The sequence below is a fragment of the Agrobacterium sp. GW821-FHT02D03 genome (assembly GCF_059421725.1).
The window spans coordinates 129,467-155,475 of record NZ_JBWKVN010000001.1 but is presented as its reverse complement, the minus strand read 5'-3'; the positions used below and the strand labels follow the sequence as shown (position 1 = coordinate 155,475).

General features: G+C 57.7%; 25 protein-coding genes and 1 tRNA gene. 11 read left to right on the top strand and 15 right to left on the bottom strand.

Annotated features, from left to right (window positions below):
* Positions 1 to 3 precede the first annotated feature (3 nt).
* From hutG to hutI, 3 genes are read right to left on the bottom strand one after another with little or no spacing between them, the layout of a single operon-like run.
* Positions 4 to 804, bottom strand: a complete 801-nt coding sequence (gene hutG / locus AC07U5_RS00745) for an N-formylglutamate deformylase (RefSeq protein WP_494722037.1) — start codon at positions 802 to 804, stop codon at positions 4 to 6.
* Position 805: 1 nt separating this feature from the next.
* On the bottom strand, positions 806 to 2,341 hold the full coding sequence (hutH, locus tag AC07U5_RS00740) for a histidine ammonia-lyase (RefSeq protein WP_494722036.1): 1,536 nt from the start codon (positions 2,339 to 2,341) through the stop codon (positions 806 to 808).
* 3 nt (positions 2,342 to 2,344) lie between these two features.
* Positions 2,345 to 3,589 carry an imidazolonepropionase gene (gene hutI / locus AC07U5_RS00735; protein WP_494722035.1) on the bottom strand — a complete coding sequence of 415 codons (1,245 nt, stop codon included), beginning with the start codon at positions 3,587 to 3,589 and terminating at the stop codon, positions 2,345 to 2,347.
* Positions 3,590 to 3,674: 85 nt separating this feature from the next.
* On the opposite strand from hutI, the gene AC07U5_RS00730 reads away from it, so the two are divergent.
* From AC07U5_RS00730 to pncB, 7 genes are all read left to right on the top strand, one after another.
* Positions 3,675 to 5,018: a formimidoylglutamate deiminase gene (locus AC07U5_RS00730; RefSeq protein ID WP_494722034.1), complete on the top strand. Its 1,344-nt coding sequence runs from the start codon at positions 3,675 to 3,677 to the stop codon at positions 5,016 to 5,018.
* An 89-nt stretch (positions 5,019 to 5,107) separates the two neighbouring features.
* On the top strand, positions 5,108 to 6,037 hold the full coding sequence (locus AC07U5_RS00725) for a DMT family transporter (RefSeq protein ID WP_112520101.1): 930 nt from the start codon (positions 5,108 to 5,110) through the stop codon (positions 6,035 to 6,037).
* 349 nt (positions 6,038 to 6,386) lie between these two features.
* A complete protein-coding gene (locus AC07U5_RS00720; protein ID WP_062427252.1) occupies positions 6,387 to 7,493 on the top strand; it encodes a DUF475 domain-containing protein in 1,107 nt (368 codons plus the stop codon).
* Positions 7,494 to 7,807: 314 nt separating this feature from the next.
* Positions 7,808 to 8,152 (top strand): MarR family winged helix-turn-helix transcriptional regulator, encoded by a 345-nt coding sequence (locus tag AC07U5_RS00715; RefSeq protein ID WP_112955357.1) that lies wholly within the window; start codon positions 7,808 to 7,810, stop codon positions 8,150 to 8,152.
* Between the two features lie 71 nt (positions 8,153 to 8,223).
* On the top strand, positions 8,224 to 9,081 hold the full coding sequence (locus tag AC07U5_RS00710; RefSeq protein WP_494722033.1) for a C40 family peptidase: 858 nt from the start codon (positions 8,224 to 8,226) through the stop codon (positions 9,079 to 9,081).
* 87 nt (positions 9,082 to 9,168) lie between these two features.
* A complete protein-coding gene (locus AC07U5_RS00705) occupies positions 9,169 to 9,534 on the top strand; it encodes a hypothetical protein (RefSeq protein WP_494722032.1) in 366 nt (121 codons plus the stop codon).
* Between the two features lie 163 nt (positions 9,535 to 9,697).
* Positions 9,698 to 11,002, top strand: coding sequence for a nicotinate phosphoribosyltransferase (pncB, locus tag AC07U5_RS00700; protein ID WP_062443305.1), 1,305 nt, complete (start codon positions 9,698 to 9,700; stop codon positions 11,000 to 11,002).
* 74 nt (positions 11,003 to 11,076) lie between these two features.
* Here pncB and AC07U5_RS00695 read toward each other — a convergent pair whose 3' ends face one another.
* Positions 11,077 to 12,474: a leucyl aminopeptidase family protein gene (locus tag AC07U5_RS00695; protein WP_494722031.1), complete on the bottom strand. Its 1,398-nt coding sequence runs from the start codon at positions 12,472 to 12,474 to the stop codon at positions 11,077 to 11,079.
* A gap of 243 nt (positions 12,475 to 12,717) precedes the next feature.
* Between AC07U5_RS00695 and AC07U5_RS00690 the strand changes: the two genes are divergently transcribed.
* Positions 12,718 to 13,434 carry a tetratricopeptide repeat protein gene (locus tag AC07U5_RS00690; RefSeq protein ID WP_162693003.1) on the top strand — a complete coding sequence of 239 codons (717 nt, stop codon included), beginning with the start codon at positions 12,718 to 12,720 and terminating at the stop codon, positions 13,432 to 13,434.
* A gap of 108 nt (positions 13,435 to 13,542) precedes the next feature.
* On the opposite strand, the gene AC07U5_RS00685 is transcribed toward AC07U5_RS00690, so the two are convergent.
* The 9 genes from AC07U5_RS00685 to AC07U5_RS00645 form a co-directional block, all read right to left on the bottom strand.
* Positions 13,543 to 14,529, bottom strand: coding sequence for a type II secretion system F family protein (locus tag AC07U5_RS00685; RefSeq protein WP_494722030.1), 987 nt, complete (start codon positions 14,527 to 14,529; stop codon positions 13,543 to 13,545).
* 9 nt (positions 14,530 to 14,538) lie between these two features.
* A complete protein-coding gene (locus AC07U5_RS00680; RefSeq protein WP_312806734.1) occupies positions 14,539 to 15,543 on the bottom strand; it encodes a type II secretion system F family protein in 1,005 nt (334 codons plus the stop codon).
* A complete protein-coding gene (locus AC07U5_RS00675; protein ID WP_112955365.1) occupies positions 15,540 to 17,030 on the bottom strand; it encodes a TadA family conjugal transfer-associated ATPase in 1,491 nt (496 codons plus the stop codon). Before AC07U5_RS00675 ends, AC07U5_RS00680 begins: the two co-directional genes overlap by 4 nt.
* 42 nt (positions 17,031 to 17,072) lie before the next feature.
* The gene (locus AC07U5_RS00670; protein WP_162692999.1) at positions 17,073 to 18,362 is read right to left on the bottom strand and encodes a CpaE/TadZ family protein; all 1,290 of its coding nucleotides are present in this window, start codon (positions 18,360 to 18,362) and stop codon (positions 17,073 to 17,075) included.
* Positions 18,363 to 18,396: 34 nt separating this feature from the next.
* Entirely contained in the window at positions 18,397 to 19,089 is a 693-nt protein-coding gene (locus tag AC07U5_RS00665; protein ID WP_112358212.1) for a CpaD family pilus assembly protein, read from the bottom strand.
* A complete protein-coding gene (locus AC07U5_RS00660) occupies positions 19,086 to 20,666 on the bottom strand; it encodes a type II and III secretion system protein family protein (protein WP_494722029.1) in 1,581 nt (526 codons plus the stop codon). The genes AC07U5_RS00665 and AC07U5_RS00660 overlap by 4 nt, the downstream gene beginning before the upstream one ends.
* Positions 20,663 to 21,469, bottom strand: coding sequence for a Flp pilus assembly protein CpaB (cpaB, locus tag AC07U5_RS00655; protein ID WP_494722028.1), 807 nt, complete (start codon positions 21,467 to 21,469; stop codon positions 20,663 to 20,665). The genes AC07U5_RS00660 and cpaB overlap by 4 nt, the downstream gene beginning before the upstream one ends.
* 143 nt (positions 21,470 to 21,612) lie before the next feature.
* On the bottom strand, positions 21,613 to 22,125 hold the full coding sequence (locus AC07U5_RS00650) for an A24 family peptidase (protein ID WP_112358209.1): 513 nt from the start codon (positions 22,123 to 22,125) through the stop codon (positions 21,613 to 21,615).
* Positions 22,126 to 22,224: 99 nt separating this feature from the next.
* On the bottom strand, positions 22,225 to 22,413 hold the full coding sequence (locus tag AC07U5_RS00645) for a Flp family type IVb pilin (RefSeq protein WP_112358208.1): 189 nt from the start codon (positions 22,411 to 22,413) through the stop codon (positions 22,225 to 22,227).
* A gap of 414 nt (positions 22,414 to 22,827) precedes the next feature.
* Here AC07U5_RS00645 and AC07U5_RS00640 point away from each other — a divergent pair, with 414 nt between their 5' ends.
* On the top strand, positions 22,828 to 23,211 hold the full coding sequence (locus AC07U5_RS00640) for a pilus assembly protein N-terminal domain-containing protein (RefSeq protein ID WP_376784953.1): 384 nt from the start codon (positions 22,828 to 22,830) through the stop codon (positions 23,209 to 23,211).
* Between the two features lie 341 nt (positions 23,212 to 23,552).
* Here the strand turns inward: AC07U5_RS00640 and AC07U5_RS00635 are convergent.
* A tRNA-Leu gene (locus AC07U5_RS00635) sits at positions 23,553 to 23,639 on the bottom strand.
* A 207-nt stretch (positions 23,640 to 23,846) separates the two neighbouring features.
* The gene (locus AC07U5_RS00630; RefSeq protein WP_116493009.1) at positions 23,847 to 24,155 is read right to left on the bottom strand and encodes an Rdx family protein; all 309 of its coding nucleotides are present in this window, start codon (positions 24,153 to 24,155) and stop codon (positions 23,847 to 23,849) included.
* A 124-nt stretch (positions 24,156 to 24,279) separates the two neighbouring features.
* Here AC07U5_RS00630 and AC07U5_RS00625 point away from each other — a divergent pair, with 124 nt between their 5' ends.
* Together AC07U5_RS00625 and AC07U5_RS00620 are read left to right on the top strand one after the other, a co-directional pair.
* On the top strand, positions 24,280 to 24,729 hold the full coding sequence (locus tag AC07U5_RS00625; RefSeq protein WP_207773822.1) for a DoxX family protein: 450 nt from the start codon (positions 24,280 to 24,282) through the stop codon (positions 24,727 to 24,729).
* 159 nt (positions 24,730 to 24,888) lie between these two features.
* Positions 24,889 to 26,007: a PAS domain-containing protein gene (locus AC07U5_RS00620; RefSeq protein WP_113225662.1), complete on the top strand. Its 1,119-nt coding sequence runs from the start codon at positions 24,889 to 24,891 to the stop codon at positions 26,005 to 26,007.
* The last annotated feature ends 2 nt before the right edge of the window (positions 26,008 to 26,009 follow it).

The window sequence follows — 26,009 nt, the reverse complement described above, 5'->3', positions numbered from 1 at the left end:
CCTTTATGGTCTGAGAGCGAGCGCAAAATCTTCCATGCGCGTCAGAATGGTTTTGAGATGGGTGCGGAGTTTCGCGGCCTTGTCGTCATCATAGGCAAAGGGCGGCGTCTCGGTTTTGAGATGCGTGCATTGTGCAAGTTCCATCTGGATCGCATGTACGCCCTTGTTCGGCTGGCCGTAGTGGCGCGTCGTCCAGCCGCCCTTGAAGCGGCCATTGAGAATGGACGTATAGCCTTCAGCCGTAGAGGTCACATCGACGGCAATGGCCTCCACCGCCGGGTCGCAAGTCTTGCCCATATCCGTGCCGATGTTGAAATCCGGCAGCTTTCCTTCGAAGAGGAAGGGAATATGCGAGCGGATGGAGTGGCAATCATAGAGGATCGCCACGCCATGGATCGCCTTCACACGGTCGATCTCGGCTGCAAGCGCTGCATGATAAGGCGCATGGAAATGCTGCAGCCGGTAAGCGATATCCTCTTCCGTCGGCGCCTCACCCTCTTTCCAGATCGCCTCGCCATCGAAATCCGTTTCGGGCACCAGGCCAGTCGTGTTCTGGCCTGGATAAAGGCTGGTGCCGGAAGGATCGCGATTGGCGTCGATCACGTAGCGATGGAAGGTGGCGCGCACCGTCGTCGCGTCGGAGAGCAGACCGGCATAAAGCTCTTGAATGTGCCAGTCCGTGTCTGCCAGCAACTGGCCATTGTCGTTCAGCCGCTCCCAAATATCTGGTGGAACGTCCGTGCCGGTGTGTGGCAGGCCGAGAATGATGGGCGATCGACCCTGGCGGATATCGACGACTGACATCTTAGGCCTCCAGCTTCGGCAGAATGCCATCTGAAATCGCATCGACCAAGGCGCCTGTTGCAATCAGGTCGGATGCAGCCTTGAGATCGGGCGCCATGTAGCGGTCCTCTTCAAGCGAGGGAATTTCTGCGCGCAGAACAGACATGGCCTTCTGCAGCTCAGGACTCGTCTTCAATGGACCGCGAAGCTCGACGCCCTGCACGGCAGACAGCGCCTCGATGCCAAGGATGGCGAAGAGGTTTTCCGTCATGGGCAGCAGGCGACGCGCGCCGTTGCAGGCCATGGACACATGGTCTTCCTGGTTGGCGGAAGTCGGCGTGGAATCGACGGATGCCGGGTGCGACATCTGCTTGTTCTCGCTCATCAGCGCAGCCGACGTCACTTCGGCGATCATCAGGCCGGAGTTCAGGCCGGGCTTCTTGGAGAGGAAAGCCGGCAGGCCATAGGAGAGGGCCGGATCGACCAGAAGCGCGATGCGACGCTGGGCAATCGCACCGATTTCGCAGATCGCAAGGGCGGTCTGGTCCGCGGCAAAGGCCACGGGCTCTGCGTGGAAATTGCCACCGGAGACAACCGAGTTATCGGAAAGAACCAGCGGATTGTCCGTCACCGCATTTGCCTCGATTTCCAGCGTCTTCGCGACCTGTCGCAGAAGATCGAGGCATGCGCCGTCCACCTGCGGCTGGCAGCGGATGCAATAGGGGTCCTGAACCCGCTCGTCGCCTTCAATATGGCTGACGCGGATTTCCGATCCTTCCAGCAACTGCCGAAGGGCCGCACCGGCGTCGATCTGGCCCTTGTGGCCGCGAAGCGTATGGATATCCGGATGGAAAGGTGCCGAAGATCCCATCGCCGCATCGGTGGAAAGCGCGCCGGTGATGAGAGCTGCCTGTGCCGCGCGATGGGCGCGGAAGAGGCCGGCGAGCGCCAGAGCGGTCGATGTCTGCGTGCCGTTGATCAGCGCCAGACCTTCCTTGGCCGCTAGAACCACGGGCATCAGCCCGGCCTTTGCCAGCGCGTCGCGGGCAGCCATCTGCTCGCCGCCAAAGAAGGCTTCGCCTTCGCCCATCATCACTGCGGCCATATGCGCAAGCGGCGCGAGATCGCCCGATGCGCCGACCGAGCCCTTCTCCGGGATCAGCGGGATGACGCCCTTGTCCAGCATCGCCTCGATCAGCCGCACCAGCTCCAGCCGCACGCCGGACGCACCGCGCCCAAGCGAAATCAGCTTCAGCGCCATGATCAGCCGCACGACATTTTCCGGCAGGGGCGCGCCGACACCGCAGCAATGGGAAAGGATTAGGTTGCGCTGAAGGGTCGCGACATCGGCGGCATCGATCTTGATCGAGGCCAGTTTGCCGAAGCCGGTATTGATGCCATAGACCGGCGCGTTGCCAGCGGCGATATCAGCGATCCGCTTCGCAGCCTTCTCGATACCGGTATTGAAGGAGGGATGGAGCTTGGCAGCGCCATTCTCCCAATAGATTGTCGCGAGATCGGCAAGTGGCACTGCGCCCGGATGAAGAGTGATGGTCATGGTTCAGATCGTCCGTCCCTTGAAGATGCGTGCGTGAAGCGGATTGAAGCCGATGCGATAGACGAGCTCCGCCGGACGCTCGATATTCCAGATGGCGAGATCGGCAGATTTGCCAACTTCCAGCGTGCCGGTCTCGGCGAGAATACCGAGAGCCTTGGCAGCGTTGCGGGTCGTGGCAGTCAGGCACTCATCCACCGTCATGCGAAAGAGTGTCGCTCCCATATTCATGGTGAGCAACAGAGATGTCAGCGGCGAGGTGCCGGGATTGCAATCTGTCGCAAGCGCGATGTCCGCGCCCGCATCGCGCAGAGCCTGCATCGGCGGAAGCTTTGTTTCGCGCAGCGCATAGAAAGCGCCGGGCAGAAGAACGGCAACCGTGCCGGATGTGGCGAGGGCCTTTGCACCAGCCTCATCCAGATATTCCAGATGGTCGGCGGAAAGTGCGCCATAAGAGGCGGCCAGCTCTGCGCCGTGAAGATTGGATAGCTGTTCTGCGTGAAGCTTGATTGGCAGGCCGAGCGCTTTGGCCTTGTCGAAAACGGTGCGCATCTCATCGACAGAAAAAGCGATGCCTTCGCAAAACCCATCGACCGCATCAACCAGCTCTTCGTGATGAGCACGTTCCATACCAGGCAATACAACGTCGGCTATGTAATCCGCATTCCGCCCTTTATATTCGGCGGGCGTCGCATGGGCGGCGAGGTAGCTGGTCAGCACACGAACCGGACGCAAAGTTTCGAGCCTGCGCGCAACGCGCAGCATCTTCAATTCGGTGTCGATATCCAGCCCGTAGCCAGATTTGATCTCGATGGTGGAAACACCTTCGGCAAGCAGCGTGTCGAGGCGTGGAAGGGCTTCCGCAACCAGTTCGTCTTCGCTCCTCGTGCGGGTATCGCGCACGGAAGAGACGATGCCGCCACCAGCCTTGGCGATCTCTTCATAGCTTGCGCCATTCAGACGCATCTCGAATTCCATGGCGCGGTTGCCGCCAAAGACCAGATGTGTATGGCAATCGATCATTCCGGGCGTGATCCAGCGGCCTTCGCAATCGATGGTCTCTGCCTCGGCGATCAAGTTTGCAGGGAGCTTGGACTCTGGACCGACAAACACGATCCGTCCGTCTTTGACGGCAATGGCACCGCCCTCGATAATGCCAAGCCCGTCACGGGAAGGATCGAGCGTCGCAAGGCGGGCGTTTCGCCAGAGCGAAATGCCGTTGTCGGCTGAGGTGGAATTCCGGTTTGTCATCAGTTTTTCCTTCCCTTCTGATCAATATGTATATACATAATGGAGGTAGAGGCAAGAGCCTGTTCGAGGAAATTGAGGAGCCGACATGTTCATCCATGCTGAAACCGCTTTGTTGCCGACAGGTTGGGCGACCAATGTTCGCCTCGAGATCGCAGATGGTAAGATCTTGTCGGTCACGCAGGGCGTGGAAGCGGGCGCCGGTGACGAGCGTCACGCGGTGCTCGTGCCTGCCATGCCGAACCTTCACAGCCACGCCTTTCAACGCGCCATGGCTGGGATGGTGGAACGGCGCGGTGCGACTGAAGACAGTTTCTGGAGCTGGCGCACGCTGATGTACCGCTTCGCCCTGTCGATGACGCCGGAGCAGGTGGAGGCGGTGGCAGCCCAGCTTTACATGGAAATGCTGGAGGCCGGTTTTGGTCGTGTGGGTGAGTTTCATTATCTCCATCACGACAAGGATGGCGCTCATTATGCCAACATTGCGGAGCTGGCCGAACGCATCGCTGCCGCAGCCTCGCAAACCGGCATTTCTCTGACATTGCTGCCAGTCCTCTACGCCCATTCCGGTTTTGGCGGGCAACAGCCTGTGGATGGCCAGCGCCGCTTTATTAACTCGACCGACAGTTTCGCCCTCCTGCTGGAGGGTTGCCGCAAGGCGGTTTCAGCTTTGCCCGCAAGCGTCGTCGGCGTTGCTCCCCATAGCCTGCGCGCTGTAACGCCGGAAGAGCTGAGCTTTGCCGCGCAACTGGCGCCCGATGGGCCGCTTCACATTCACATTGCCGAGCAGGTGAAAGAGGTCGAAGACTGCATCGCCTGGTCCGGCAGGCGTCCGGTGGAATGGCTGCTGGAGAATGCGGAGGTTACGGATCGCTGGTGCCTCATCCACGCAACGCATATGACGGACGCCGAAACGAAGGGCGTGGCCAAAAAGGGTGCAATTGCCGGTCTGTGCCCGATCACGGAAGCCAATCTCGGGGATGGCACCTTTTCCGCCGTTGAATTCCTTAAACATGGCGGCACCTTCGGCATCGGCTCGGACAGCAATGTGCTGATCGGTGTCGGTGAAGAGCTGCGTCAACTCGAATATTCTCAACGCCTTTCGCACCGCGCGCGCAACGTTATCGCCCCGGCCAATGGCTCGACTGGCCGCACCCTGTTCGATGGCGCTTCGACGGGCGGCGCGAAGGCTTTGGGTGTCAAGGCCGGGATCGCCGCAGGCAATCCCGCGGATTTCTCATCCTTGAACGTGGACGCGGCTCCCTATCTGCAAGGCGACGATATTCTCGATGGCTGGATTTTTGGGAGTCTCGTCAAGCCGCGTGACGTGTGGATCGGCGGCAAGCCTGTGGTGCGCGACGGCGCGCATATCCGACGCGATGAAATTGCAGGTCGCTTCCAGCACACGATGCGGCAACTTTTGTCCGTCTGACGCGAATAGATGAAGCTAATATAGGCGCCGGACGACCTTGACTCGGAGAACAAGCTCGCCGAGTCATTGCGGTCAGGGAGTTCAGACACATGCCACATTTTCTTCGCCAGCTTTCGCCGACGGGTCTCGGCGTCGCGGTCATGCTTTTCGGCATGCTGCTCTTCGCGCTCAACGATGCGATGGGCAAGTTCCTCGTCTCCACCTACAGCCTCGGTCAGGTCATCGCCGTGCGTAGCATCGCGGCCGTCATTATCCTGTTGCCGATCGTCTGGAAGGCAGGACTGCCGAAACTGGTGAATGTCGAGCGCCCCGGTCTGCAGGTCGCGCGTGTCTTTTTTTCCACCGCGGAACTCTTCTGCTTTTACTTCGCCGTAGCAGCGCTTCCGCTGGCTGACGTCATGACCTATTGGCTGGCTGCACCTATCTATGTGGCCGCATTGTCACCCTTCCTTCTGGGTGAGAAAGTCGGCTGGAGACGGTGGACAGCGATTGGCATCGGGTTTGTCGGTGTCCTGATCGCGTTGAAACCAAGCTCGGCCTCTTTGACCAGCGCCGCCTTCTTTTCCATCCTTGGCAGCGCTGCATTCGCCTTCATGATGCTGTCCGGCCGGCAGCTGCGCAACACGCCCGATACCGTGCTGGCCTTCTGGCAGATCATCGGGGCAGGGCTTGCGGGTGTTGTTGCCATTCTCGTCACGCCGTCCGGATGGATTCCGATACAATCGGGCTTCGATCTGTCGCTGCTTGCCCTTCTCGGAATCGTCGCGATGACCGCACATGTGCTGGTCAATCGCGCTCTCAAACTTGCCGACGCGGCGACAGTCGCACCTTTGCAATACACCTTGCTGCTCTGGGCCGTCATCTTCGGCTGGCTGATCTTCGGCGATGTGCCGCAGCTCAGCATAGTCATTGGCGCCGGATTGATCGTTCTCTCGGGGCTTTACATCTTCTTCCGCGAGAATGCCGTGAAGCGCAAACAGGCAAAGACGGCTGTGCAGCCTATCGAAGATCTGGTCTGATCCTTAATCGCACCGTAACGATGGCCTGGCGCCCTGATACAACCTGAAAGATGTAAAGTAGGGGTCATCGAGCCGCGGAGAGGCCGACGTGCAGCCAAAAAACAACTTTGACCTTGACGAAATCACGAAGTTGAGAGACTAGAGTGACATGCTGCCCCTGACATCGGGCAGGATGAAACCTTGGTGCCGGGCCCCTCTGGCGAGAGTTTTACGGCGCTCTCGCGATGTCGGTACCGCCTGCTTATGACGCCGGCGGATGAACACCCATGAACAACTCAACCATGCATTCGGTGCTGGCGCGCGACGCCATGCACATCTCCCGCTCTCCAAATTTTGCGGGAGCTTTGTCATGACCCCCACCACGCAATCCACGCTCTCCTATTTCAAATGGGCCTTTATCGTTACGGTCGTCGGCCTGCTTCTCGGCGGCTATCTCGGCTGGGAAATGACCGGCACCGTGAGTGGCACAGCCACGATCTTCTTCATCTGCGCGGTGCTGGCCGTGCTGGAAATCTCGCTCTCCTTCGACAACGCTATCGTCAATGCCAACAAGCTGAAAGACATGACGCCGGAATGGCAGCATCGCTTCCTCACCTGGGGCATTCTGATCGCCGTCTTCGGCATGCGTATCGTCTTCCCGCTTCTGATCGTCGTCATTGCCGCCAATGTCGGCCCGTGGACGGCCATGGTGATGGCCGCGACCGAGCCGGATCGTTACGCCCAGATCATGCATGACGCGCATCTGCCGATCGCGGCTTTTGGCGGCACCTTCCTGATGATGGTGGGCCTCAGCTTCTTCTTCGATCACGAGAAGGACGTTCACTGGGTCCGCTGGTTCGAGGAAAAGATTGCGACCTATTCCTCGATCAAGGGCATCGAGATCGCCTTCGTCCTGATCATCATGCTGATCTTCACGCGCATCATCAGCAACAGCACCAACCCTGATCTCGGACCGGAAGCAGCCAATGTCTTCTTCACCTCCGCGATCTGGGGCCTCTTGACCTTCCTTCTGGTGGAAGTGCTTGGCGGCATTCTCGATCGCAGCCAGCAGATGCTGGAAGGCGCGGCGAAGGGTGGCTTCGGCGCATTCCTGTACCTCGAAGTTCTGGATGCCAGCTTCTCTTTCGATGGTGTCATCGGCGCTTTCGCTCTGACGTCGAACCTTTTCATCATCGCCATCGGCCTCGGCATCGGCGCCATGTATGTGCGCTCCATGACCATCATGCTGGTGGAAAAGGGAACGCTCGCGGAATATCGCTACCTTGAGCACGGCGCGTTCTACGCGATCCTGATCCTCTCGGTGATCATGTACACTCAGAGCCTCGTCCACATTCCGGAAGTCATCACCGGTCTTGGCGGCGCGACCCTCATCGGCATCGCGCTCTGGTCTTCGATCCGCTACAACAGGCAGGAAAAAGCCCGCGAAGCTGGTGCCGCGCATGGTGCCAAAGTCTGACGAGCGCAAGACCCTCTGACTCCAAGGGCAGAGGGTCGCTGCACCTTAATTTTGCGCGGCGCTTAAAAAATCGCCCGTGACCCCTCGCAATCGATGCGAATCGAGGGTGCGGAGAAGCCAAACTGTCGAAATGGCAGGTTGGCACGCTTCCTGCATCTTAAGTTCCCAAGTCCAGAGGGGACACGGAAGCTCAAAAAGAGCAGAGACAGACCGCCGCCATTTCGAAGAGAAAACTTCGATGGCGGCGGTTTTGTTTTTATTCACCGCTTGGCGCGATGATGTGCGCGATTGTTCAAAGGACGGAGAGATCGAACGTGCCAGTGGAATTGTCGCCAAGCCAGGCGCTCGGCTTGTGGCACCGCGTTGCGTTGGCGCAGGTGGAAGACAATGCGCCTGATCTGACACTGAGACAGACGGCGATTCTTCTCCAGATCTATCTGGTGCCACCGCCGCACACCGTGCGCGGCTTGGCGAGTATACTTGGCGTCACCAAGCCTGTGATCACGCGGGCACTCGACAGCATGGGCGCGATGGGTCTTGTCGATCGTGAGCGCGATGCGAAGGACCGCCGCAATGTGGTGATCAAACGCACGGTCGCCGGCGCGCTTTATCTGGAAAAATTCGGCGATCTGATTATTGATGGAGCACGAAAAGCTTAATGCTCGAAAGTTGCCGCATTGCCGTTCGATGAACGTCAGATAAACCTTTCGAAAACCAGGACCGAACGACCATGACATCTGCCGAAACGCTTGACCGCCGACTGAACGTCTTCCGCGCCGATATCGCAGATGCGAAACTTAAAGGCAGGGTCGAGGCACAGCGTTTCATCACTGGCGAACCCGCCCAGGTCGCCCTTCCCGTTATCGGACTTCGCCCGAAGCCGGACATTGCCTCTGGCATCGATACCGAACTGCTGCTCGGCGAGCCGATCCGCGTCTTCGATAGTGCCGACGGTTGGGCCTTTGTGCAGGCTGAGGTTGATGGTTATGTCGGTTACGTTCCAGATGCTGCGGTGGGCGCTGTGGAGGCGACAACCCATATCGTCATCGCTCCCCGCACCTTTCTCTATCCTGCTGCTGAACTTAGAAAGCCACCGGTTGCAGCCCTTTCCATGGGCAGCCGCCTGACATTCGTCGGCGAGGAGGAGACGCGCGGAACGCGATACCTGATGACGGCAAAAGGCGAGGGGGTGATTGCCTCCCATTGTCTGCCCGTCGACCAGCAGATTTCGAGCGACTACGTCGCGGTCGCGCTGCGCTTTCTGGAAACACCCTATCTCTGGGGCGGCCGCTCCGGCTTCGGCATCGATTGCTCCGGCCTCGTTCAGTTGTCGATGGCCATGACCGGCAAATTTGCGCTGCGCGATACGGATATGCAGGTGAAGTCTCTCGGAACCGAAATCGAGCGCGACGCCTTGCGCCGCGGCGACCTTGTCTTCTGGAAAGGCCATGTGGGCATCATGGAGGACGAGAAAACGCTGCTGCACGCCAACGGCCATACGATGAATGTCGCACGCGAAAATCTGGACGAGGCCATTGAGCGGATTGGCTGGCTCTATGATAGGCCGACAGCCTATCGCCGTCCGTGATTGCTCACGAAAACGTTTTGAAAGGCATCCTGCGGATCACGTTGGCTCTGCTTATATGAACGTCATCTTGCTTTGGGATGCGATATGATGAGAAGCCTGAAACGTGCTCTTGCCGGTCTGACTGTGTGCCTTGTCGCCTTTGCAGTGCCCCAGGCAGGCATGGCCCAGATCGTCTATAAGGACGGTTATCTGCCCGCCCCCGACGCCTATGCCAATCTGCCTGGCGTGAAGGACCCGAAGACGCTGCAGCCGCAGGAGCGCTATCGCTGCCATTCGACTGTTGTTGAATCCAGCAACCCGAACGGCCCGTATCGCGATCTTTTCGGCAGCGATGGCCTGCCTGTTCAAGGCTATCGCTGTTCCGGCTCGTCAGGCACGTCTTTCTTTGGCACAAGAGTGCCGACATCGAAGGACTGGTATCCGGGCATCAATCCACCTGCCACCGACTTCTAAATTGCTTCGGCTTTCGCGCGTACCGTACCTGCATCAACCGGTCTGGACTTGCCATGCGCTTTTCAGATAAGTCTTTGACCCACAAGGTCCATGACCTTTAGAAATGCGCGGCGATGCCGGACCTGCCTCATGCAAGGGTCTGGCGCGGGGGATAGCAGCAGCAATGACGAAGACAGACATAGCGACCCGTGTTCACAACCACACCTGGAAGCTTGATCCCATCATCCGTAGCCTGATCGACACGGATTTCTACAAGCTGTTGATGTTGCAGATGATCTGGAAGCTCTATCCGGACGTCAACGCGACTTTCTCCCTGATCAACCGGACGAAGACTGTTCGGCTCGCAGAGGAAATCGACGAGGTCGAACTGCGTGAGCAGCTCGATCATGCGCGCAGTCTTCGACTGACGAAGAAGGAAAGTATCTGGCTTGCCGGTAACACCTTCTACGGGCGCTCGCAGATTTTCGAGCCCGAGTTTCTTTCCTGGCTCTCCAGCTATCAATTGCCCGAATATGAGCTCTTCAAGCGCGACGGCCAATACGAGCTGAATTTCCATGGCCGCTGGATGGATACCACGCTATGGGAAATCCCGGCGCTCGCCATCGTCAATGAATTGCGTTCGAGAAGCGCCATGCGTTCGCTCGGCTATTTCACCCTGGACGTGCTTTATGCACGTGCAAAGGCCAAGATGTGGGCAAAGGTGGAGCGATTGCGCGAACTTCCTGGTCTGCGTATCTCAGATTTCGGCACGCGCCGCCGCCACAGCTTCCTGTGGCAGCGCTGGTGCGTCGAAGCGCTGAAGGAAGGCATCGGCCCGGCCTTTACCGGAACGAGCAATGTATTGCTGGCGATGGATTCCGATCTCGAAGCCGTCGGCACCAATGCGCACGAGCTGCCGATGGTCGTCGCCGCTCTGGCACAGAACGACGAGGACCTGGCCGCAGCACCCTATCAGGTGATGAAGGACTGGAATCGGCTCTATGGCGGCAATCTTTTGATCGTCCTGCCAGATGCCTTCGGCACGGCGGCCTTCCTGCGCAATGCACCGGAATGGGTGGCGGATTGGACAGGCTTCAGACCGGATAGCGCGCCGCCGATCGAAGGCGGTGAAAAGATCATCGAGTGGTGGAAGAAGATGGGCCGCGACCCGAAGAAGAAGCTTCTCATCTTCTCCGACGGGCTGGATGTCGATGCCATTATCGACACCTATAAGCATTTCGAAGGCCGTGCGCGCATGAGCTTCGGCTGGGGCACCAACCTCACCAATGATTTTGCCGGCTGCGCGCCGAAAACCATCGAAGGCTTGAAGCCGATCTCGGTCGTCTGCAAGGTCAGCGACGCCAATGGCCGCCCCGCGGTCAAGCTTTCCGACAATCCGCAAAAGGCGACCGGCGAGGCAGACGAGGTGCAACGCTATCTGAAGTTCTTCGGCCAGGAAGACCGTAAGGACCAGAAGGTCCTGGTGTAAGCGTCTTCAAGAACCGCAAATTCACACGGCCCGGTCATCCTCGCCTTGAGCGGCGAGGATGAAAATGCGTCCGCTTATTTCTTCGCAAAGCTGCGGGAGATGTAGTGGAACAGAGCGCGGATCGCCTGTGCCTCGCCACCCACCGAGGTGTGCGGACGCTCGCTCAGCGACCATCCGTAAATATCGAAATGCACCCACTTCTTCGTGGCCGTGACGAAGCGCCTGAGGAAGAGCGCTGCGGTGATCGATCCGGCCATGCCGCCGGACGGCGCATTTGTAAGGTCGGCGGCGCGGGAGCGAATGTCCTTATCGTACCCCATATGAAGCGGTAGCCGCCACAGCGGATCGTCCGTATCGATGCTGGCCTCTGCGATGCTGTGCGCTAGGTCTTCATCATCCGTGTAGAAGGGCGGGACGTCAGGTCCGAGGGCGACGCGCGCAGCCCCCGTCAGTGTCGCCATATCGATCATCAGGTCGGGCGCGTCTTCGTCGGCATAGGCCAGCGCATCGGCGAGAATCAGTCGACCCTCGGCATCGGTATTGTCGATCTGGACGGTCAGACCCTTGCGGCTCTTGTAAATGTCGCCAGGGCGGAAGGCATTGGCGGAGATGGAGTTTTCAACCGCCGGAACGAGGACGCGCAGATCGATGGGCAGCCGGGCATCCATGATCATTAGCGCGAGACCAAGCACGTTAGCCGCACCGCCCATATCCTTCTTCATCAGCGCCATGGAGGAGGAGGGTTTGATATCGAGCCCACCTGTGTCGAAGCAAACACCCTTGCCGACGAGCGTCAGGCGCGGGTGACCTTTCTTGCCCCATGACATTTCCAGCAGACGCGGCGCGCTGGCACTGGCTCGGCCAACCGCATGCACAAGCGGAAAGTTCTCCTTCAAGAGATCGTCGCCGGTGATGACGGAAACCTGCGCCTTGTAGTGGGCGGCCAGACTGCGAAAAGCGATCTCGAGTTCGTCCGGCCCCATGTCGTTGGTAGGAACGTTGATCAGATCGCGCGCCAGGAAGACACCGGCCAGCACGCGCTTGATCTCCGCATCTTCGGCATCGCGGGGGATGAGAAGTTTCGGGCCTGTGCTTTTGGCGGCACGATACTTGTCGAAGCGATAGGCGCCGAGACCGAAGCCAAGTGCCAGCCGATTGACGGTGAGCGGTGCCGTCTCGATATGCCAGTCGCCTTCGGGAAGCTCGCGCGCCAGTTTTCCGGCGATGAAAGGAAGCTCCGAAGGGTTGGTCCCGAGCCCAAGCAACGCGCCGCCCAGAGCGCCTTCCGCAGAAGGAATCAACAGGATGGCTCCCGCTTCTGCTTTAAAGCCTGCCTTCTTCGCCCAGTCGAGAGCGATGGGATCGATGGCACCCTGGTCGATATGGGCGGGCGTAACCGCAAAAACGGGAAGTGTTTCCCCAGGTTTCGAACTGAAGGGAGTGGCGCGCTCGATGAATTGATAAGGGACCATTGTCTGCTTTCGTAAACGGCTGAGGCGGGCAAATTAACACTCTGTTAGGGTTAACAGATTATTGCTGGAGCGAAAGTTGCGTGGTGCACGCTGCTTCGATGAAATATCCGATCACAGGGCCGGGGCGATATCATGATTGCGATTTCCTCACATCATGCCAACAAGCGCATCCTCCTTCGGGGTGCCTGTGCCGCTGTTCTGGCGCTTGGCCTTGCGGCCTGCTCCACGAACCGTCCGGACCGCATGTCGACGGGATCGATTTCTCCTGCCGTCTCGCATTCCTATGATCAGATGAACATGGATCAGTTGCGTCAGGCGGAAGCCTCGGTTGGTGCATCCTATGCCCGCAATCCCAAGGATCGCAACACCGGGCTCAACTACGCCAACATCTTGATGATGACGGGCAAGAACGCACAGGCGCTTGCCGTCATGCAGCAAGTGGCGATCGCCTATCCAGCAGACCGTGAGGTTCTGGCGGCCTACGGCAAGTCCCAGGCTGCCGCTGGCCAGCTGGAACAGGCGCTCAACACCATCCAGCGCGCGCAAACCCCCGATAGACCGGATTGGCGCCTTTATTCCGCGGAAGGTGCGGTTCTGGATCAGTTGGGCCGTTCGAATGAAGCCCGGACGAAGTATCGTCAGGCGCTTGACTTGAAACCCAACGACCCGAGCATCCTCTCAAATCTTGGAATGTCCTACGTTCTGCAAAACGATCCGCGCACCGCAGAGACCTATCTGCGCAGTGCCGCCGGGCAGCCCGGTGCCGATAGCCGTATTCGCCAAAACCTGGCGTTGGTCGTAGGCCTTCAGGGACGTTTTGAGGAAGCGCAGAAGATCGCCACGCAGGAACTCTCTCCTCAGCAGGCGCAGGCCAACCTCACCTATCTGCGCGGCATGCTGTCTCAGCAAAATGCCTGGTCGCAGCTGGCCGACAAGAACAAGAAGACGGAAGTCCGTTAAGCGCCCACCCTTATAGATCCCTTCAGCAATGGCGGCGCTGTATTCCTCAGCATCGCGACCCATCATCATCGGTCTGGAACGGCACGGCTGGCGCTGCCGGCAACGTCATCAGAACGAGTCGGCAACGCGAATACCGGCGGGGCCGAGAATCACTGCAACCAGCACCGGCAGGAAAAACAGGATCATCGGCACGGTGAGCTTGGGCGGCAAGGCTGCTGCCTTCTTCTCGGCCTCGTTCATGCGCTCGTCACGACCCTCTTGCGCCAGAACACGCAAAGCCTGGGAGAGCGGCGTACCGTAGCGTTCCGCCTGGATGAGCGCCTGAACGACGTTCTTCACGCCGTCCAACTGGGTGCGCAATCCAAGATTCTCCAGCGCGACGCGGCGATCCTGTAGAAAGGACAGCTCTGCCACCGTCAGCACCATTTCTTCCGCAAGCTCTGGAGACTGCTCCGTCATTTCATCTGCCACGCGGCGCATGGCGATTTCCATGGTGGTCCCGGATTCGACGCAGATGAGCATCAGGTCCAGCGCATCCGGCCAGCTCCGCTTGATCGATTTTTGGCGCTTGGTGATGCGGTTCGAGATATAGATATTCGGCGCGTAAAATCCGAGATAGCCGAACAACAGGACAGCCATGAGACGGACAAAAAAGCTGTAATTGGCAAGGTTGTTCAGGCCGTAGACCCAGAACGCTGCGAGGATCAGAAAGATGAAGGGCAGAATGAAACGTGCCGCCAGAAACGTATTCAGCGCGTTCTGAGAGCGAAAACCTGCTGCCTTCAGCTTGTTCATCGTATTGGCATCCACCAGCGCCTCACGCAGGTTGAAGCGCTCCACGATCTTCGTGGCGGATTTACTCTGCGTGGCTCGAAGGCTTGCTTTGCCGGCCTTGTTCCCACCATCCGTCCGCTCACGTTCGCGCACGCGAATGCGCTCGCGTTCCGTCGATACCGCTTTCGTCCGTCGGTTGAGGTCCGCGCGGTTCAGATAGGGCATAGCCAATGTATAGACGGTGGAGAAAGCTGCAAAGGCAACAAGAGCACCGATGATCAAATGCAGGTTGAGAAGGCTGGACATGATATGATCAAACATGGAACGGCCTCAAATCTCGAAGTTGATCATGTTGCGCATGATGATGATGCCGATCGACATCCACACCGCAGAGCAGCCAAGAATGAGGTGCCCTCGCTGGTCGGTGAACAGCACCATCAGATAGTCTGGGGAAGTAAGATAGACCAGGAACGCTACGATGAAGGGCAGGGCTCCGATGATCACGGCAGAGGCCTTCGCCTCCATTGACAACGCGCTGACCTTGGCCTTCATCTTGCGCCGATCGCGCAGCACCTTTGAAAGGTTGCCGAGCGTTTCGGACAGATTGCCGCCGGCCTGTGCCTGCATTGCAATGACGATTCCGAAGAAACTCACCTCCGGCAGAGGCATTGTCAGCGTCATGCGCTCGATGGCTTCAGGTAGCGACATGCCGACCTGCTGGGAATCGACGACGCGTCGGAACTCCGTCTTCACAGGCTCCTGACCGTCGGAGGCGATGAGCCGTACCGCTTCGTTGAGTGGAAGGCCGGATCGGATCGAGCGGCACATCACGTCGAGCGCATTCGGAAACTCCTCGAGAAACTTGGTCTGACGACGTTTCACAAGAAACCGTAAAACCCAACGCGGGGCACCGAGGATGCCAATAAAGCCGATGCCGAGCGCCACGAGAAGCGGCATGTCGTAAAGAAGAGCAACCAGTGCCGCGAACACAGAAAGACCGGCGCTGATGAGATAGAGTCTGGAGGGTGAGATCGATAGATTGGCCTGAAGAATGAGGCTCTTCACGCTTGCATTGTTGCGCTTTTTGGCCTTCTCGCTCTGTTTTTTTTCCAGCTCCTTCAGCATGTCCTGAGTCGACTTGCGACGCTTGGTGGTTTCCTGAAGGCGATCACGCGCGGCTTTCATGTTGATGCGGTCTGTTTCAGCCGCCTTCACACGGTTGACGCGGGTCGCAGTTTTTTTCTCCGTCTCGATTTGCGGAAAAAGGAAAACATAGGCGAGCGAGCCAGCCGAAATGGCGACGAGAACGATGAGAAGCAGCATTGTCATGGTCATTGGCTGTTGCGCTCCATCGCCTCCAAGGCCGCAGCAAGGCGCTGTTCCTCGTTGTAATATCGAACCCGATCGTGGAAGTGCGGCTTGGTGATGCCGCTCGAAACATGGCGACCGATCAAGCGTCCGTTGGAGTCCTCCCCCTCGATCTCATATTTGAAGAGGTCCTGCGTGATGATCACATCACCTTCCATGCCGACGACTTCCGTCACCTGGGTAATGCGTCTGGAGCCGTCGCGAAGACGCGCGGCCTGGATGATGACGTCGACGGATGACGCGATGATTTCACGCACGGTTTTTGCCGGTAGCGTATAGCCGCCCATGGCAATCATCGATTCCATACGGCTCAGGCACTCGCGGGGCGTATTGGCATGGATGGTACCCATCGAGCCGTCGTGACCGGTATTCATGGCCTGCAGAAGGTCGAAGACCTCCGGTCCACGGACTTCGCCGACGATGATACGTTCCGGCCGCATACGCAGGCAGTTCTTGATCAGGTCACGCATGGTGATCTCGCCTTCGCCTTCGATATTCGGCGGGCGGGTTTCAAGGCGCACAACGTGCGGCTGCTGAAGCTGAAGCTCGGCGGTGTCCTCGCAGGTGATCACGCGTTCATCGCGGTCGATATAGCTCGTCAGGCAGTTGAGAAGGGTCGTCTTACCTGAGCCGGTACCGCCGGAGATGACGACATTGCAGCGGACGCGGCCGATGATCTGCAGAAGGACAGCGCCCTCCGGCGTGATCGCGCCGAAACGCACCAACTGGTCAAGCGTCAGCTTGTCCTTCTTGAACTTACGGATCGTCAGCGCTGGCCCATCGATAGAGAGTGGCGGCGCGATCACGTTGACGCGCGAGCCATCCGGGAGGCGCGCATCGCAGATCGGGCTTGATTCATCGACGCGGCGGCCAACCTGACTGACGATGCGTTGGCAGATCGAAAGCAGCTGGGCATTGTCGCGGAAGCGGATATCGGATTCGATCGTCTTGCCGTTGACTTCGATGAAGGTCTGCCCGGCACCATTGACCATGATATCGGCAATGTCGTCACGCGCCAGAAGCGGCTCCAGCGGACCATAACCCAGGACGTCGTTGCAGATATCTTCCAGCAGTTCTTCCTGCTCGGAGATGGACATCGCGAAGTTTTTGATGGTGATGATATCGTTGACGATATCGCGGATTTCTTCGCGCGCGCTCTCCCCGTCGAGCTTTGAAAGCTGGGACAGATCGATGGTGTCGATCAAGGCGGAGAAGACCTGAGCCTTCGTCTGGTAATAGTCCTCGGTGCGCACACGCTTGCGGGCCTGGCTGCCTGTGTCCTTTTGAACCGCAGAAGGCTTAGGCGCCGGTGGCTGCATCACGATAGCCTGTGATGGACGGGGTTCGTCCATCACAGGCGGCGCAGTCATGACAGCCGGATGGGCAGCCGGCAAAGCAGGCCGTCCACTGTTTGCGCTTCGTCCGAAGCCTTCGCCGCCACGTTTTCCAAACATCTCTTGTCTTCCGGTCTGTCGTCTCGTGGACCAATCCACGTTTTATTTGCGTTTCAGGATTTCCATGAACTTGCCGAGCCCCGGTCGTTTCGCTTTGCGGGCCGACGATCGGCCCGTAAGCACGTGCGAAAGCTGGGAGAAGGTTTCCGCAACCGGCGATTTGGCGTCTATCTCACTGATCATGCGCCCGCTGTTAGAGGCAGCACCGAAGAGCTGAACATCGAAGGGGATGATGGCAAGCGGCTCTATTTCCAGCGGCTCGAAGAAGTCGGTAGGATCGATCTCAGGACGCTTCGCCATACCCACCTGGTTCAGAACCAAATGCGGCGCCTTGTCGTTCGGTCGCAGCTTCTTCAATGCATCGAGAAGGTTCTTGGTGTTTCTTAGATTTGCCAGGTCCGGAACTGCGGTGATGACCACCTCATCGACCTCTGCCAGAACGGCCTGCGTCCAGTCCGACCAGACATGTGGTACGTCCAGCACCGCAACCGGTGCGCTGCGTTGCAGGAGCTCCAAAAGTGGCTGGAAGGCCGCTCTATCGAAATCATATGCACGGTCGAGAAGCGAAGGCGCGGCCAGAATGGACAGGTTTTCGGAACATTTGGTCAGCAGCCGATCAAGAAAAACCTCGTCGAGCCGATCCGGCGCGAAGACTGCCTCGGCAATTCCCTGTGCAGGATCCTGATCGAAGTCGATATTGACCGTCCCGAAGGGCAGATCCAGGTCTGCAAGAATCGTCTCTGTGGAAAACAGGCTCGATATTCCGAAGGCACAATTATGCGCGATGGTGGAAGAACCGACGCCGCCCTTGGCGCCGATGAAGGCAATGCTCCGCCCAAGCGGCTCAGCCTCCGGATCGACGAAGATCGCGGAGATCGACGCCATCAGGTCCGACGCTTTGATCGGTGAAACGAGGTACTCGGAAATACCATTGCGCATCAGGTCGCGGTAGAGCGCGATATCGTTGTGACGCCCGATGATGATGACGCGCGTCGATGGATCGCACACCTCTGCCAGAGGTGCGAGATCGCTCAGTAGCGTCGATGGATCGCGATGGGTTTCGAGGATGACGAGATTGGGTGTAGCCGTGGACGAAAACGTTCTCGCAGCCGCTTCGATCTCGCCATTGGTCACTCGCATGCTGACCTTGTTCATCCGCCGGTCGGCTGCCAGCCGCTCCATCGTCCGCTGCATAGCCTCGCTTTCACAGAAGGCGTGGATCGAGATGCGTGGCAAAGGACGCACACTCTCCAGCTCGCCCGGGCGGAGCGTCTCTTCGGCGACTGGCACATCTGCGTTATTGTGCCGAATATCGTAGTTCACCGGGTTCATATCAGATCCTGTCGCTCAAGCTGGGAGGCGCGTCTTAGTCGTTCGTGGTGGCTGTGTTCTTACCGGCGCGATACTTGCCGAGTACGACCGATCGCCGTTCAGCGTCGATCGGGCTCATGCCGCGGGGGCCGACGAGATCCATGGGGTTGGCGATCTGTGCCGCCAGATTGTTCTGGGAAGCGCAGCCGAAATTGTACCAATTCTTGTTGGACGAGGTGTTGCTGTTCAAGTCTTCGGGCCACTGGCCGCACTGACCCGTCATGGCGGTGACGGCGACATAGGAAAGCCGTATGGGTGCCGCATCGCCGTAGGGCGAAGCACCATAAGGAACCTCGGCGATCTTGCCTGCTGGAATGCCGGAAGAGGTCAGGATCGATCGGATTTGACGCTTGATGATGGACGCGGACGCTGCATTGGCCGAGCCCGTGGGCACCTGCATTTGAACGATGCTCGTGGAGCTCGCCACATAGTTCTGGACGAAGCCCTTCACATTTTCGGCCATAGCCCCGGGCAGCCTGTTGTCTGCCGGAGAGACTGGAATATCCAGAGAGTGCTGCGCTTCGGACAGGGTGATCGGGTGGCGCGTGCGATAGTCGTCTGGAATGGCGCCCGTCGTCTGTGGGTCGCGGGCACATCCCTGCAGGGCAGCGACCGCAGCGAGCACGCAGACGAGGTTAGAGAGGCGCAGATAAGAAACAGAATTCGTTATAGGGTGCGTTTTCGTCATTTGTAGATAAATCCTACCGAGCCCTGATATGGCTGTGCCTGAACCTGCTGCCTGTTGTTGCCGTAGACCTTGTTCACCCGGTTCATGAAAAACGTCGCTGAGTCGTTTTCCGGGCTGAAGTTGTCATCCGGTCGTGCGATCTGATTACGTGCCACGGGCCGAACGAGATAGGGCGTGGCGATGATGACGAGTTCGGTCTCGTTGCGAATGAAATCCTTGCTGCGGAACAGCGTGCCGAGAATTGGGACCTTGGACGCACCTGGGAGGCCTGACATAGCCTGGCGGACATTGTCCTGCACCAGACCGGCAATCACGATCGAGCCACCCGAGGGCAACTCAACACTTGTTGATGCTTCGCGTTTGCGGATCGACAGATAGGTGCTGCCAGGAACGCGGCTCGTGTTGCCGTTGCCTGAGACGACGTTGCCTTCATAGGTCGGCTCGGACACGTTGGTCTCGATTTTCAGGCTGATGCGGCCGGGAGACAGCACGACCGGCCGGAAATTCAACTCGATGCCATATTCAACCGTATCGGTCTGGCGCGTTACCGTCGGCACATTATTGTCGTCGAAAGTGACGTTCTGAACGCCGGCAAGGCGGAAGTCGCCGCCGACATAGAACTTTGCCTGCTCGCCGGAAATCGCAGTCAGGCTCGGTTCAGCGAGCGTGCGCATGACGCCTGCCTGTTCCATGGCGTTAAAATAGCTGGACAGAGCGACCTTGCCGATGGCGCCTCCGATATTGCCAGAGCCTCCAATCGCCAGCGCGTTACCCAGGTTGGCGGGATTGGAGAACGAGACCGCTCCACCGAAGTCCGAGCCCGAGCCGCTTATGGAACCGTTGAAGCCGAGCTGCTTGAGAACCTGGCGACTGACTTCGGCGACCGTCACCTTCAAGGTCACCTGATCTTCGCCTTCGATCGTCAGCATATTGACGATAGACGACTTCTGGCGGTTTTCCGCAAAGATCGCCACGGCACCATCGCCGTTGCTTTCGCTGGTCGCCGTGATGTTGCGGGTTGTGGCTTCACCGCCCTGAAGGAAGGCTGTGGCAAGTTGCACTGCACGTGCGGAATCCTGAGGGGTACGGACACTGCCCGAGAGAACAATGTTGTCCGATACGATCTCGACCCGAATATCCGAATCCGGGATGAAGCGGCGTAGATTGGCCTCAAGACCGGTGATATCGCGCTCGACCTCAAGATCAAGGCTGACGATCTCTTCGCCACGGGCGCCGAAGATGAAGATGTTGGTCTGCCCGACCGACTTGCCGAAGAGATAGATACGGCGCGACGTGCGTGTCACCGCATCTGCCATGCTCGGATCGGCAACGAGAATATCGTGGGCATCCTGCGGAAGATCCACAACGAGGGCCTTGTTCAGACCAAGCTTCACGCGCTTGCGCACGCCCGTGCCACTTTCAGAAATCCGAAGAATGCTGGCACTTTGGGCCAGCGCATCAATGGTGCCGATCCCAAAGTGGGATGCACCGGGAACGCCTGCAAAGCCAATGCTGAAGGCGATGCCTCCAATGAGCGTCGCCTTCAGGCTATGTCGGATCGAGTTCGTCTTGCTCATTGTGCGGCTCCCTCATTTTCTCGCACGATCGAGCCAGACTTGATGATCTGGATCGCCGGTCTGCCGGATTCGCCGCTGAGTAGATAATCTGCAGATGCCGTATCGCTATCCTGCACATCCGCAACGGAGCGGAGCGACAAGGTCAGACGGTCCGCCATCTGGTGCGCGACGGTAATAATCTTGGCCTGCTCGGGCGTCAGTTCCAGTGTCGCGGTTGCGCCAATGACGGACGGCGTACCGTCAGGCCCTTCCTTGATCTGCTGGTCGATCGCCAGAACGCGGACATTGTTGAGGACGTTTTCGGTCAAGAAGCCGCCGCCCTCATTTTTGCGCACCATGATGACATCGACGCGGTCATTGGGAAGAACGAAGCCGCCGGCACCGGTGGCAACCGATATTTCGGTGGAAACAGCCCGCTTTCCGGCGGGCAGAAGCGACGACATGATGCGCGTACTGGAATCGACGACCTTTTCGGAGCGAAGGGGCTCTCCTTCGAAAAGCGGGAGGCGAACAATCGCGCCCGTCAGTTCGGCGATCGCATCAGGTCGTTTTTCCTCGGTGACATAACTGTCGTTGATGCTGCCTTGCGGCCATCGCGCCCAGCGCACGGAACTTGCGTCGAGTCTGCTACCCACGGGCAAATTAACGGCCGAGACCAGAACCCTGACGGTCGGCTCTTTCTGGATAATGGCTTCTGCCTTTTCCACCACCGCTTGCGGCGCAGAAATCTGCATGGCCAGCAGGCCAGCAAGACCAGCAGCCACAACGGCAACGGAGAGGATAACGACACGTGAGGACTTCATGCTGGGCCTTTGGAGTAGAATCTCTGCCCAGAAGATGGCCTGCCATTCGTGTAATTATGGTTAATAAGAAGTGATTGTTTTGGGTTAATCAGAAATTAATGTGCTGTATTAGCAAGTTTAAATAGCACTTTTGGCGTGTTAATTTAGAGCGCAGCGCGCATCGCGGCCTGTACAATAGGGGCTTCGGGGTAGGTGAGCAAACCCGCGATTGCAATCGCGATACCATACGGCACCTTTTTGGCGACCAACAATGAGTGCGGAATTGGAAGCCCCGTTGCCATAATCTCTTCGGAGCGCGATCGTAAAATTACTATGCAAAGCGTCAACATTCCTCCGATGAGTGCAACTGCGACCAAAAACTCGATTAAAGATTGATTGAAGCCAAACCAGACGGCGCACGAGGTGAGAAGCTTGGCATCTCCACCTCCCATCGTGTTGAATGCGAACAGGATGAAACAAGTTAGGAAAACGGCCGCCCCCGCTGCGATACTTAGTGCGAGAACCTGCAAATCCATACCCGACAAGGGTCCTATTACAAAAAAGGCACCTAAGAGAATGACCGAGACTCGATTAGGGATCGTCATCGAAAAAAGATCAGTGAGCGCCGCAAACGCGAGGCACAGCGGGACGACAAGAAAGATGGAAGCTATGATCATGTCTCACCCCTAGTTTATCAGATGACTCTCATTTAAGAAGAATGCCGCCCAGAGGACGGCACTTTCTAATGCATAGAGAAAACCGGTCGCAGCCGCGTGTCAGCCACCAGTAGCGGCTTTAGAATTCGTCAACTCGGTGCCTACGCGGTCGAAGGTCAACTTTAGCTTGCTGCCTATGACGCCTGCACCGCCGATGATAGCGACAGAGATCAGCGCCGCGATCAGGCCATACTCAATGGCAGTGGCGCCGGACTCGTCCTTCAGGAACCGAGCGAAAATATTGGTCATGCGGATTCTCCTAATTCGTTGTTGGTCAGCACGCCGACAACTGTTTCCCGTTGTTCGGTTGAGGCAAACCTACAAAATGTCGATTGCCAAGCGTTTAAAGAACGGGCTTAACGTAACGTTAAATGAGTAATGTCGAACGTTTGGTAAACAAAGCCAAATATTAAAAGATAAAATACGTTTGATGGAGAGAACGTCTGAAGAGTATAGGATAGTGCGAGCCTATCTTGCAGGAAATTCATCGCAACATCGCTGGTATTGTGCGGTTATGCTACAGGCTGGAGCCAAGTCGGATTGTATTTGATCGCGCGGCACTTTCTCATTTTGGAGCGCCGTTTAAGTCTTCATTCACCATTCCCGTTCATGGTGGTGACGATGAAATGCGCCAAGCATAACCAAAGGTCTGTTCCGCTCATGCTGTCTTCCACCATCAAAAGATTTGCAATTGCTGCAGCGGTCTTAGGTTTTGCGCCTGCTTTTGCGCTCTCTGCGGATGATGAGATGCTCCGCGTCTCGATGAATCAGGCGCGTGTGTTGAAACTTGACCGCGCAGTGAGCAAAGTCATTGTCGGTAATTCCAAAGTCGCAGATGCGACCGTTGCCGATGCAACGACGATCGTGCTGACCGGACGCAGTTTCGGCACCACCAATCTTGTGCTGCTGGATGCCGAGGGAAACGCAATCGTCGATGAACGTGTTCTGGTGTCGATCGATGAAGGCAACACGGTCAGAGTCTATCGCCAGACCTCACGAAGCGTTCTGTCCTGCTCTCCCTCCTGTGAAGAGCACGCGCAGAACTAAAATCGCGTATGCCAGCATTACTCGCTTCAGGGTGTTCTTCGTTCAGCCCGCGTTTGCTGAACACATCTGCTGACTTTGGCGTTTGGACGCCACACGCACTGCACTCAAAAACGACTTCCCCTTTTGTTGAAACAGAAGTTTCGCAGCAAGAACACGGCCATTAATCCGTGCGTAGAAGCGCGCTCGCATGCGAAGAGCCTCTGCCTCGCACAACGCTTATCGACACCCAATTCGTGAGTGAGGGTCGGCAATCCGAACGATAAGAGCATCGCCCCCTAAGGGGAGATCGCAATTTCCATTTTTTAGCTAAGTGATTGATCTGGCTAGGATCAAATAAGGAATGGTGCCCAGAAGAGGACTCGAACCTCCACACCCTTGCGAGTACCAGCACCTGAAGCTGGCGCGTCTACCAATTCCGCCATCTGGGCGACGAGGAGCCATGTACGGGGGCAGGCGGCTGGTGTCAACAGGGATTTTGAAGTTTTGTGACGATCCTTGTTTTTTCATCGAAAAACATCGTCGCTGGGCTTGAGGTGGACACTGGAATGTCAGTCGAGCAATCAAATACTGGGCCTTCTATGATCCGCCGTCCACGCGCTGATTCCTGATAGCGGCCATCCGACGTGCTTGTAGTATTACGTATCCAGCCCGTCGTTCTTCTGCCGGTCAAGATGGCCGAGATTCCGGTCCGGATCGATCATGTCGCGCATGCGCTGTTTCAACTCCTTGGGCCCCGGAAAACCGCCATCGCGTTTCCGCTCCCACAACAGTGCCCCATCCACGGTAATTTCAAAGCGGCCGCCCGTGGCCGGAACCAGCGCGACCTCTGCGAGACTGTCCGAGAAGGTGCTGAGCAGCTCTTGCGCCATCCAAGCAGAACGTAGCAGCCAGTTGCACTGTGTGCAGTAGGTGATCGAAACGCGGGGTTTTACAGTGCCTTCCATCTCAGCCGTCCTCATATAAACTCACGGAAATATTACTTAGTTTGTCATGTTTTGAACGAGCGCAACTTGCGCGAACGGCAGCTTGTTGCAGATGGTCAGGAATTGCAATCAACGGAGTATTCTTGTGCCACATAATGAGCTTTCTCGTGAACGATTGATCGTCCCGGCTGTCGCGCCGGTCTATAACGGCACCTATGAACTTGTGGAAACGGTTCTGCGTATCGTCGCCGGCGTGCTTCTTGTTACGCATGGCTTCGGCAAAATCACCAATCCCTTCGGCGCCGTCGGCATGGTGGAAAGCCTGGGTTTTTATCCCGGCGTCTTCTGGTCGCCGCTACTGGCGGCAACGGAATTTTTTGGCGGCATTCTTGTCGCAGTCGGGCTCCTCACGCGTCCTGCGGCTTTCGCCGCCTTCATCGTCTTGATGGTGACGGTTTATTTCCATTGGATCGTCAAGTCGGAAGGGCTCGGCGGGGCAGAGAAGTCCATTCTCTGGTCGGCGATTTTTCTGTTCTTTGCGGTCAGAGGCGGCAACAGGCACTCCATTGATGCCAAGCTGCGGAAAGTCTTTTGAGGCGGAGACAATGTGGAGGCGACACTGCGTATTAGCAGCTCGCCTCCACGCAAAATTCGGTCGTCCAACGAGCACACGACGAGGCGGTGAAAATAATCTTCAGCCGGGAACTTTCCTGCCGCAAGGGGATTACGCATGGGGTGAAGTGCGGAAAAATTCATGGTCGATTATTTGCTGCCTCTGGAAGCGCGTAGAGCCGGTGAGCGTTTGCTTGCCGATCATGCATCGGAAGACCCTTTTGCGGCAGCGTTCAAGGCGACCCGCATGCCGATGATCATCACCAATCCGAAGCAGGACGACAATCCGATCATTTTCTGCAACAAGGCCTTCAACGACCTCACAGGCTATAGCAGCGATGAGTTGATCGGCCGCAACTGTCGCCTTCTCCAGGGCGAGAGGACCGATCCCCAGGCGGTCGCCAAAATCCGCGACGCCATCAGTGCGCAAACCTCGGTCTCCGTCGACATATTGAACTATCGAAAAGACGGAACGCAGTTCTGGAATGCTCTCTTCGTCAGCCCCGTCTGGGATGATAAGGGAGAGGTGATCTACTATTTCGCCTCGCAGCTCGATTTCACCCGCATCAAGGACAAAGAAGCAGAGCTCGCCGAAGCCCGTAACCTTGCCGAAGAGGAAGTCAGTCGCCGCACCAAGGATCTTCGCGATGCGCTCGACGCGAAGACAATGCTGGTCCACGAGGTCGATCACCGCGTCAAGAACAACCTGATGACGATGGCGTCGATCGTGAAGCTTCAGGAGCGGATGACGGAGAACGAGACGGCGAGCGCGACGCTGAAATCGGTGCTGAACCGCATTGAGGCCCTCAGCACCGTTCATCGCAAGCTGTTCACGTTCGACAATATCGCTCGCTTCGATGTTGCCGATTTCGCCGAAGATCTCGTCGTCAACCTGACAAGCCAGCTGAAACGCACCGATATCAATGTCACGCTGGATCTATCCCCGGTTTATGTGCCTGCAGACAAGGCATCACCTTTGTCGCTCATCGTCAACGAGTTGGTGGGCGATGCCGTCAGGCGCGGGCTGGGTGATGGAGGCGGCGACATCAAGGTAACAGTGAAGAGGCTGAACGGGCATTTCCTCATTCAGGTGGCCGACAAGACCGATCCGGTCGAGGTCGATGAGGAAGAACAGCGTTTCAGTCAGATGTTGCTGGAAACATGCGCACGCCAAGTCAGTGCGGAAATCAAACGAGAACAAAATGGCCGGCAGACGATCGTCAGCGTGACGCTGCTGGTGGGACATGAAAAGGAATCATGAAT

Excerpts from the sequence above, each read along its gene's own strand:
- hutG (WP_494722037.1), bottom strand. The coding sequence starts at position 804 with ATGTCAGTCGTCGATATCCGCCAGGGTCGATCGCCCATCATTCTCGGC.
- hutH (WP_494722036.1), bottom strand. The coding sequence starts at position 2,341 with ATGACCATCACTCTTCATCCGGGCGCAGTGCCACTTGCCGATCTCGCG.
- hutI (WP_494722035.1), bottom strand. The coding sequence starts at position 3,589 with ATGACAAACCGGAATTCCACCTCAGCCGACAACGGCATTTCGCTCTGG.
- AC07U5_RS00730 (WP_494722034.1), top strand. The coding sequence starts at position 3,675 with ATGTTCATCCATGCTGAAACCGCTTTGTTGCCGACAGGTTGGGCGACC.
- AC07U5_RS00725 (WP_112520101.1), top strand. The coding sequence starts at position 5,108 with ATGCCACATTTTCTTCGCCAGCTTTCGCCGACGGGTCTCGGCGTCGCG.
- AC07U5_RS00720 (WP_062427252.1), top strand. The coding sequence starts at position 6,387 with ATGACCCCCACCACGCAATCCACGCTCTCCTATTTCAAATGGGCCTTT.
- AC07U5_RS00710 (WP_494722033.1), top strand. The coding sequence starts at position 8,224 with ATGACATCTGCCGAAACGCTTGACCGCCGACTGAACGTCTTCCGCGCC.
- AC07U5_RS00705 (WP_494722032.1), top strand. The coding sequence starts at position 9,169 with ATGAGAAGCCTGAAACGTGCTCTTGCCGGTCTGACTGTGTGCCTTGTC.
- pncB (WP_062443305.1), top strand. The coding sequence starts at position 9,698 with ATGACGAAGACAGACATAGCGACCCGTGTTCACAACCACACCTGGAAG.
- AC07U5_RS00695 (WP_494722031.1), bottom strand. The coding sequence starts at position 12,474 with ATGGTCCCTTATCAATTCATCGAGCGCGCCACTCCCTTCAGTTCGAAA.
- AC07U5_RS00690 (WP_162693003.1), top strand. The coding sequence starts at position 12,718 with ATGTCGACGGGATCGATTTCTCCTGCCGTCTCGCATTCCTATGATCAG.
- AC07U5_RS00685 (WP_494722030.1), bottom strand. The coding sequence starts at position 14,529 with ATGTTTGATCATATCATGTCCAGCCTTCTCAACCTGCATTTGATCATC.
- AC07U5_RS00680 (WP_312806734.1), bottom strand. The coding sequence starts at position 15,543 with ATGACCATGACAATGCTGCTTCTCATCGTTCTCGTCGCCATTTCGGCT.
- AC07U5_RS00675 (WP_112955365.1), bottom strand. The coding sequence starts at position 17,030 with ATGTTTGGAAAACGTGGCGGCGAAGGCTTCGGACGAAGCGCAAACAGT.
- AC07U5_RS00670 (WP_162692999.1), bottom strand. The coding sequence starts at position 18,362 with ATGAACCCGGTGAACTACGATATTCGGCACAATAACGCAGATGTGCCA.
- AC07U5_RS00665 (WP_112358212.1), bottom strand. The coding sequence starts at position 19,089 with ATGACGAAAACGCACCCTATAACGAATTCTGTTTCTTATCTGCGCCTC.
- AC07U5_RS00660 (WP_494722029.1), bottom strand. The coding sequence starts at position 20,666 with ATGAGCAAGACGAACTCGATCCGACATAGCCTGAAGGCGACGCTCATT.
- cpaB (WP_494722028.1), bottom strand. The coding sequence starts at position 21,469 with ATGAAGTCCTCACGTGTCGTTATCCTCTCCGTTGCCGTTGTGGCTGCT.
- AC07U5_RS00650 (WP_112358209.1), bottom strand. The coding sequence starts at position 22,125 with ATGATCATAGCTTCCATCTTTCTTGTCGTCCCGCTGTGCCTCGCGTTT.
- AC07U5_RS00645 (WP_112358208.1), bottom strand. The coding sequence starts at position 22,413 with ATGACCAATATTTTCGCTCGGTTCCTGAAGGACGAGTCCGGCGCCACT.
- AC07U5_RS00630 (WP_116493009.1), bottom strand. The coding sequence starts at position 24,155 with ATGGAAGGCACTGTAAAACCCCGCGTTTCGATCACCTACTGCACACAG.
- AC07U5_RS00620 (WP_113225662.1), top strand. The coding sequence starts at position 24,889 with ATGGTCGATTATTTGCTGCCTCTGGAAGCGCGTAGAGCCGGTGAGCGT.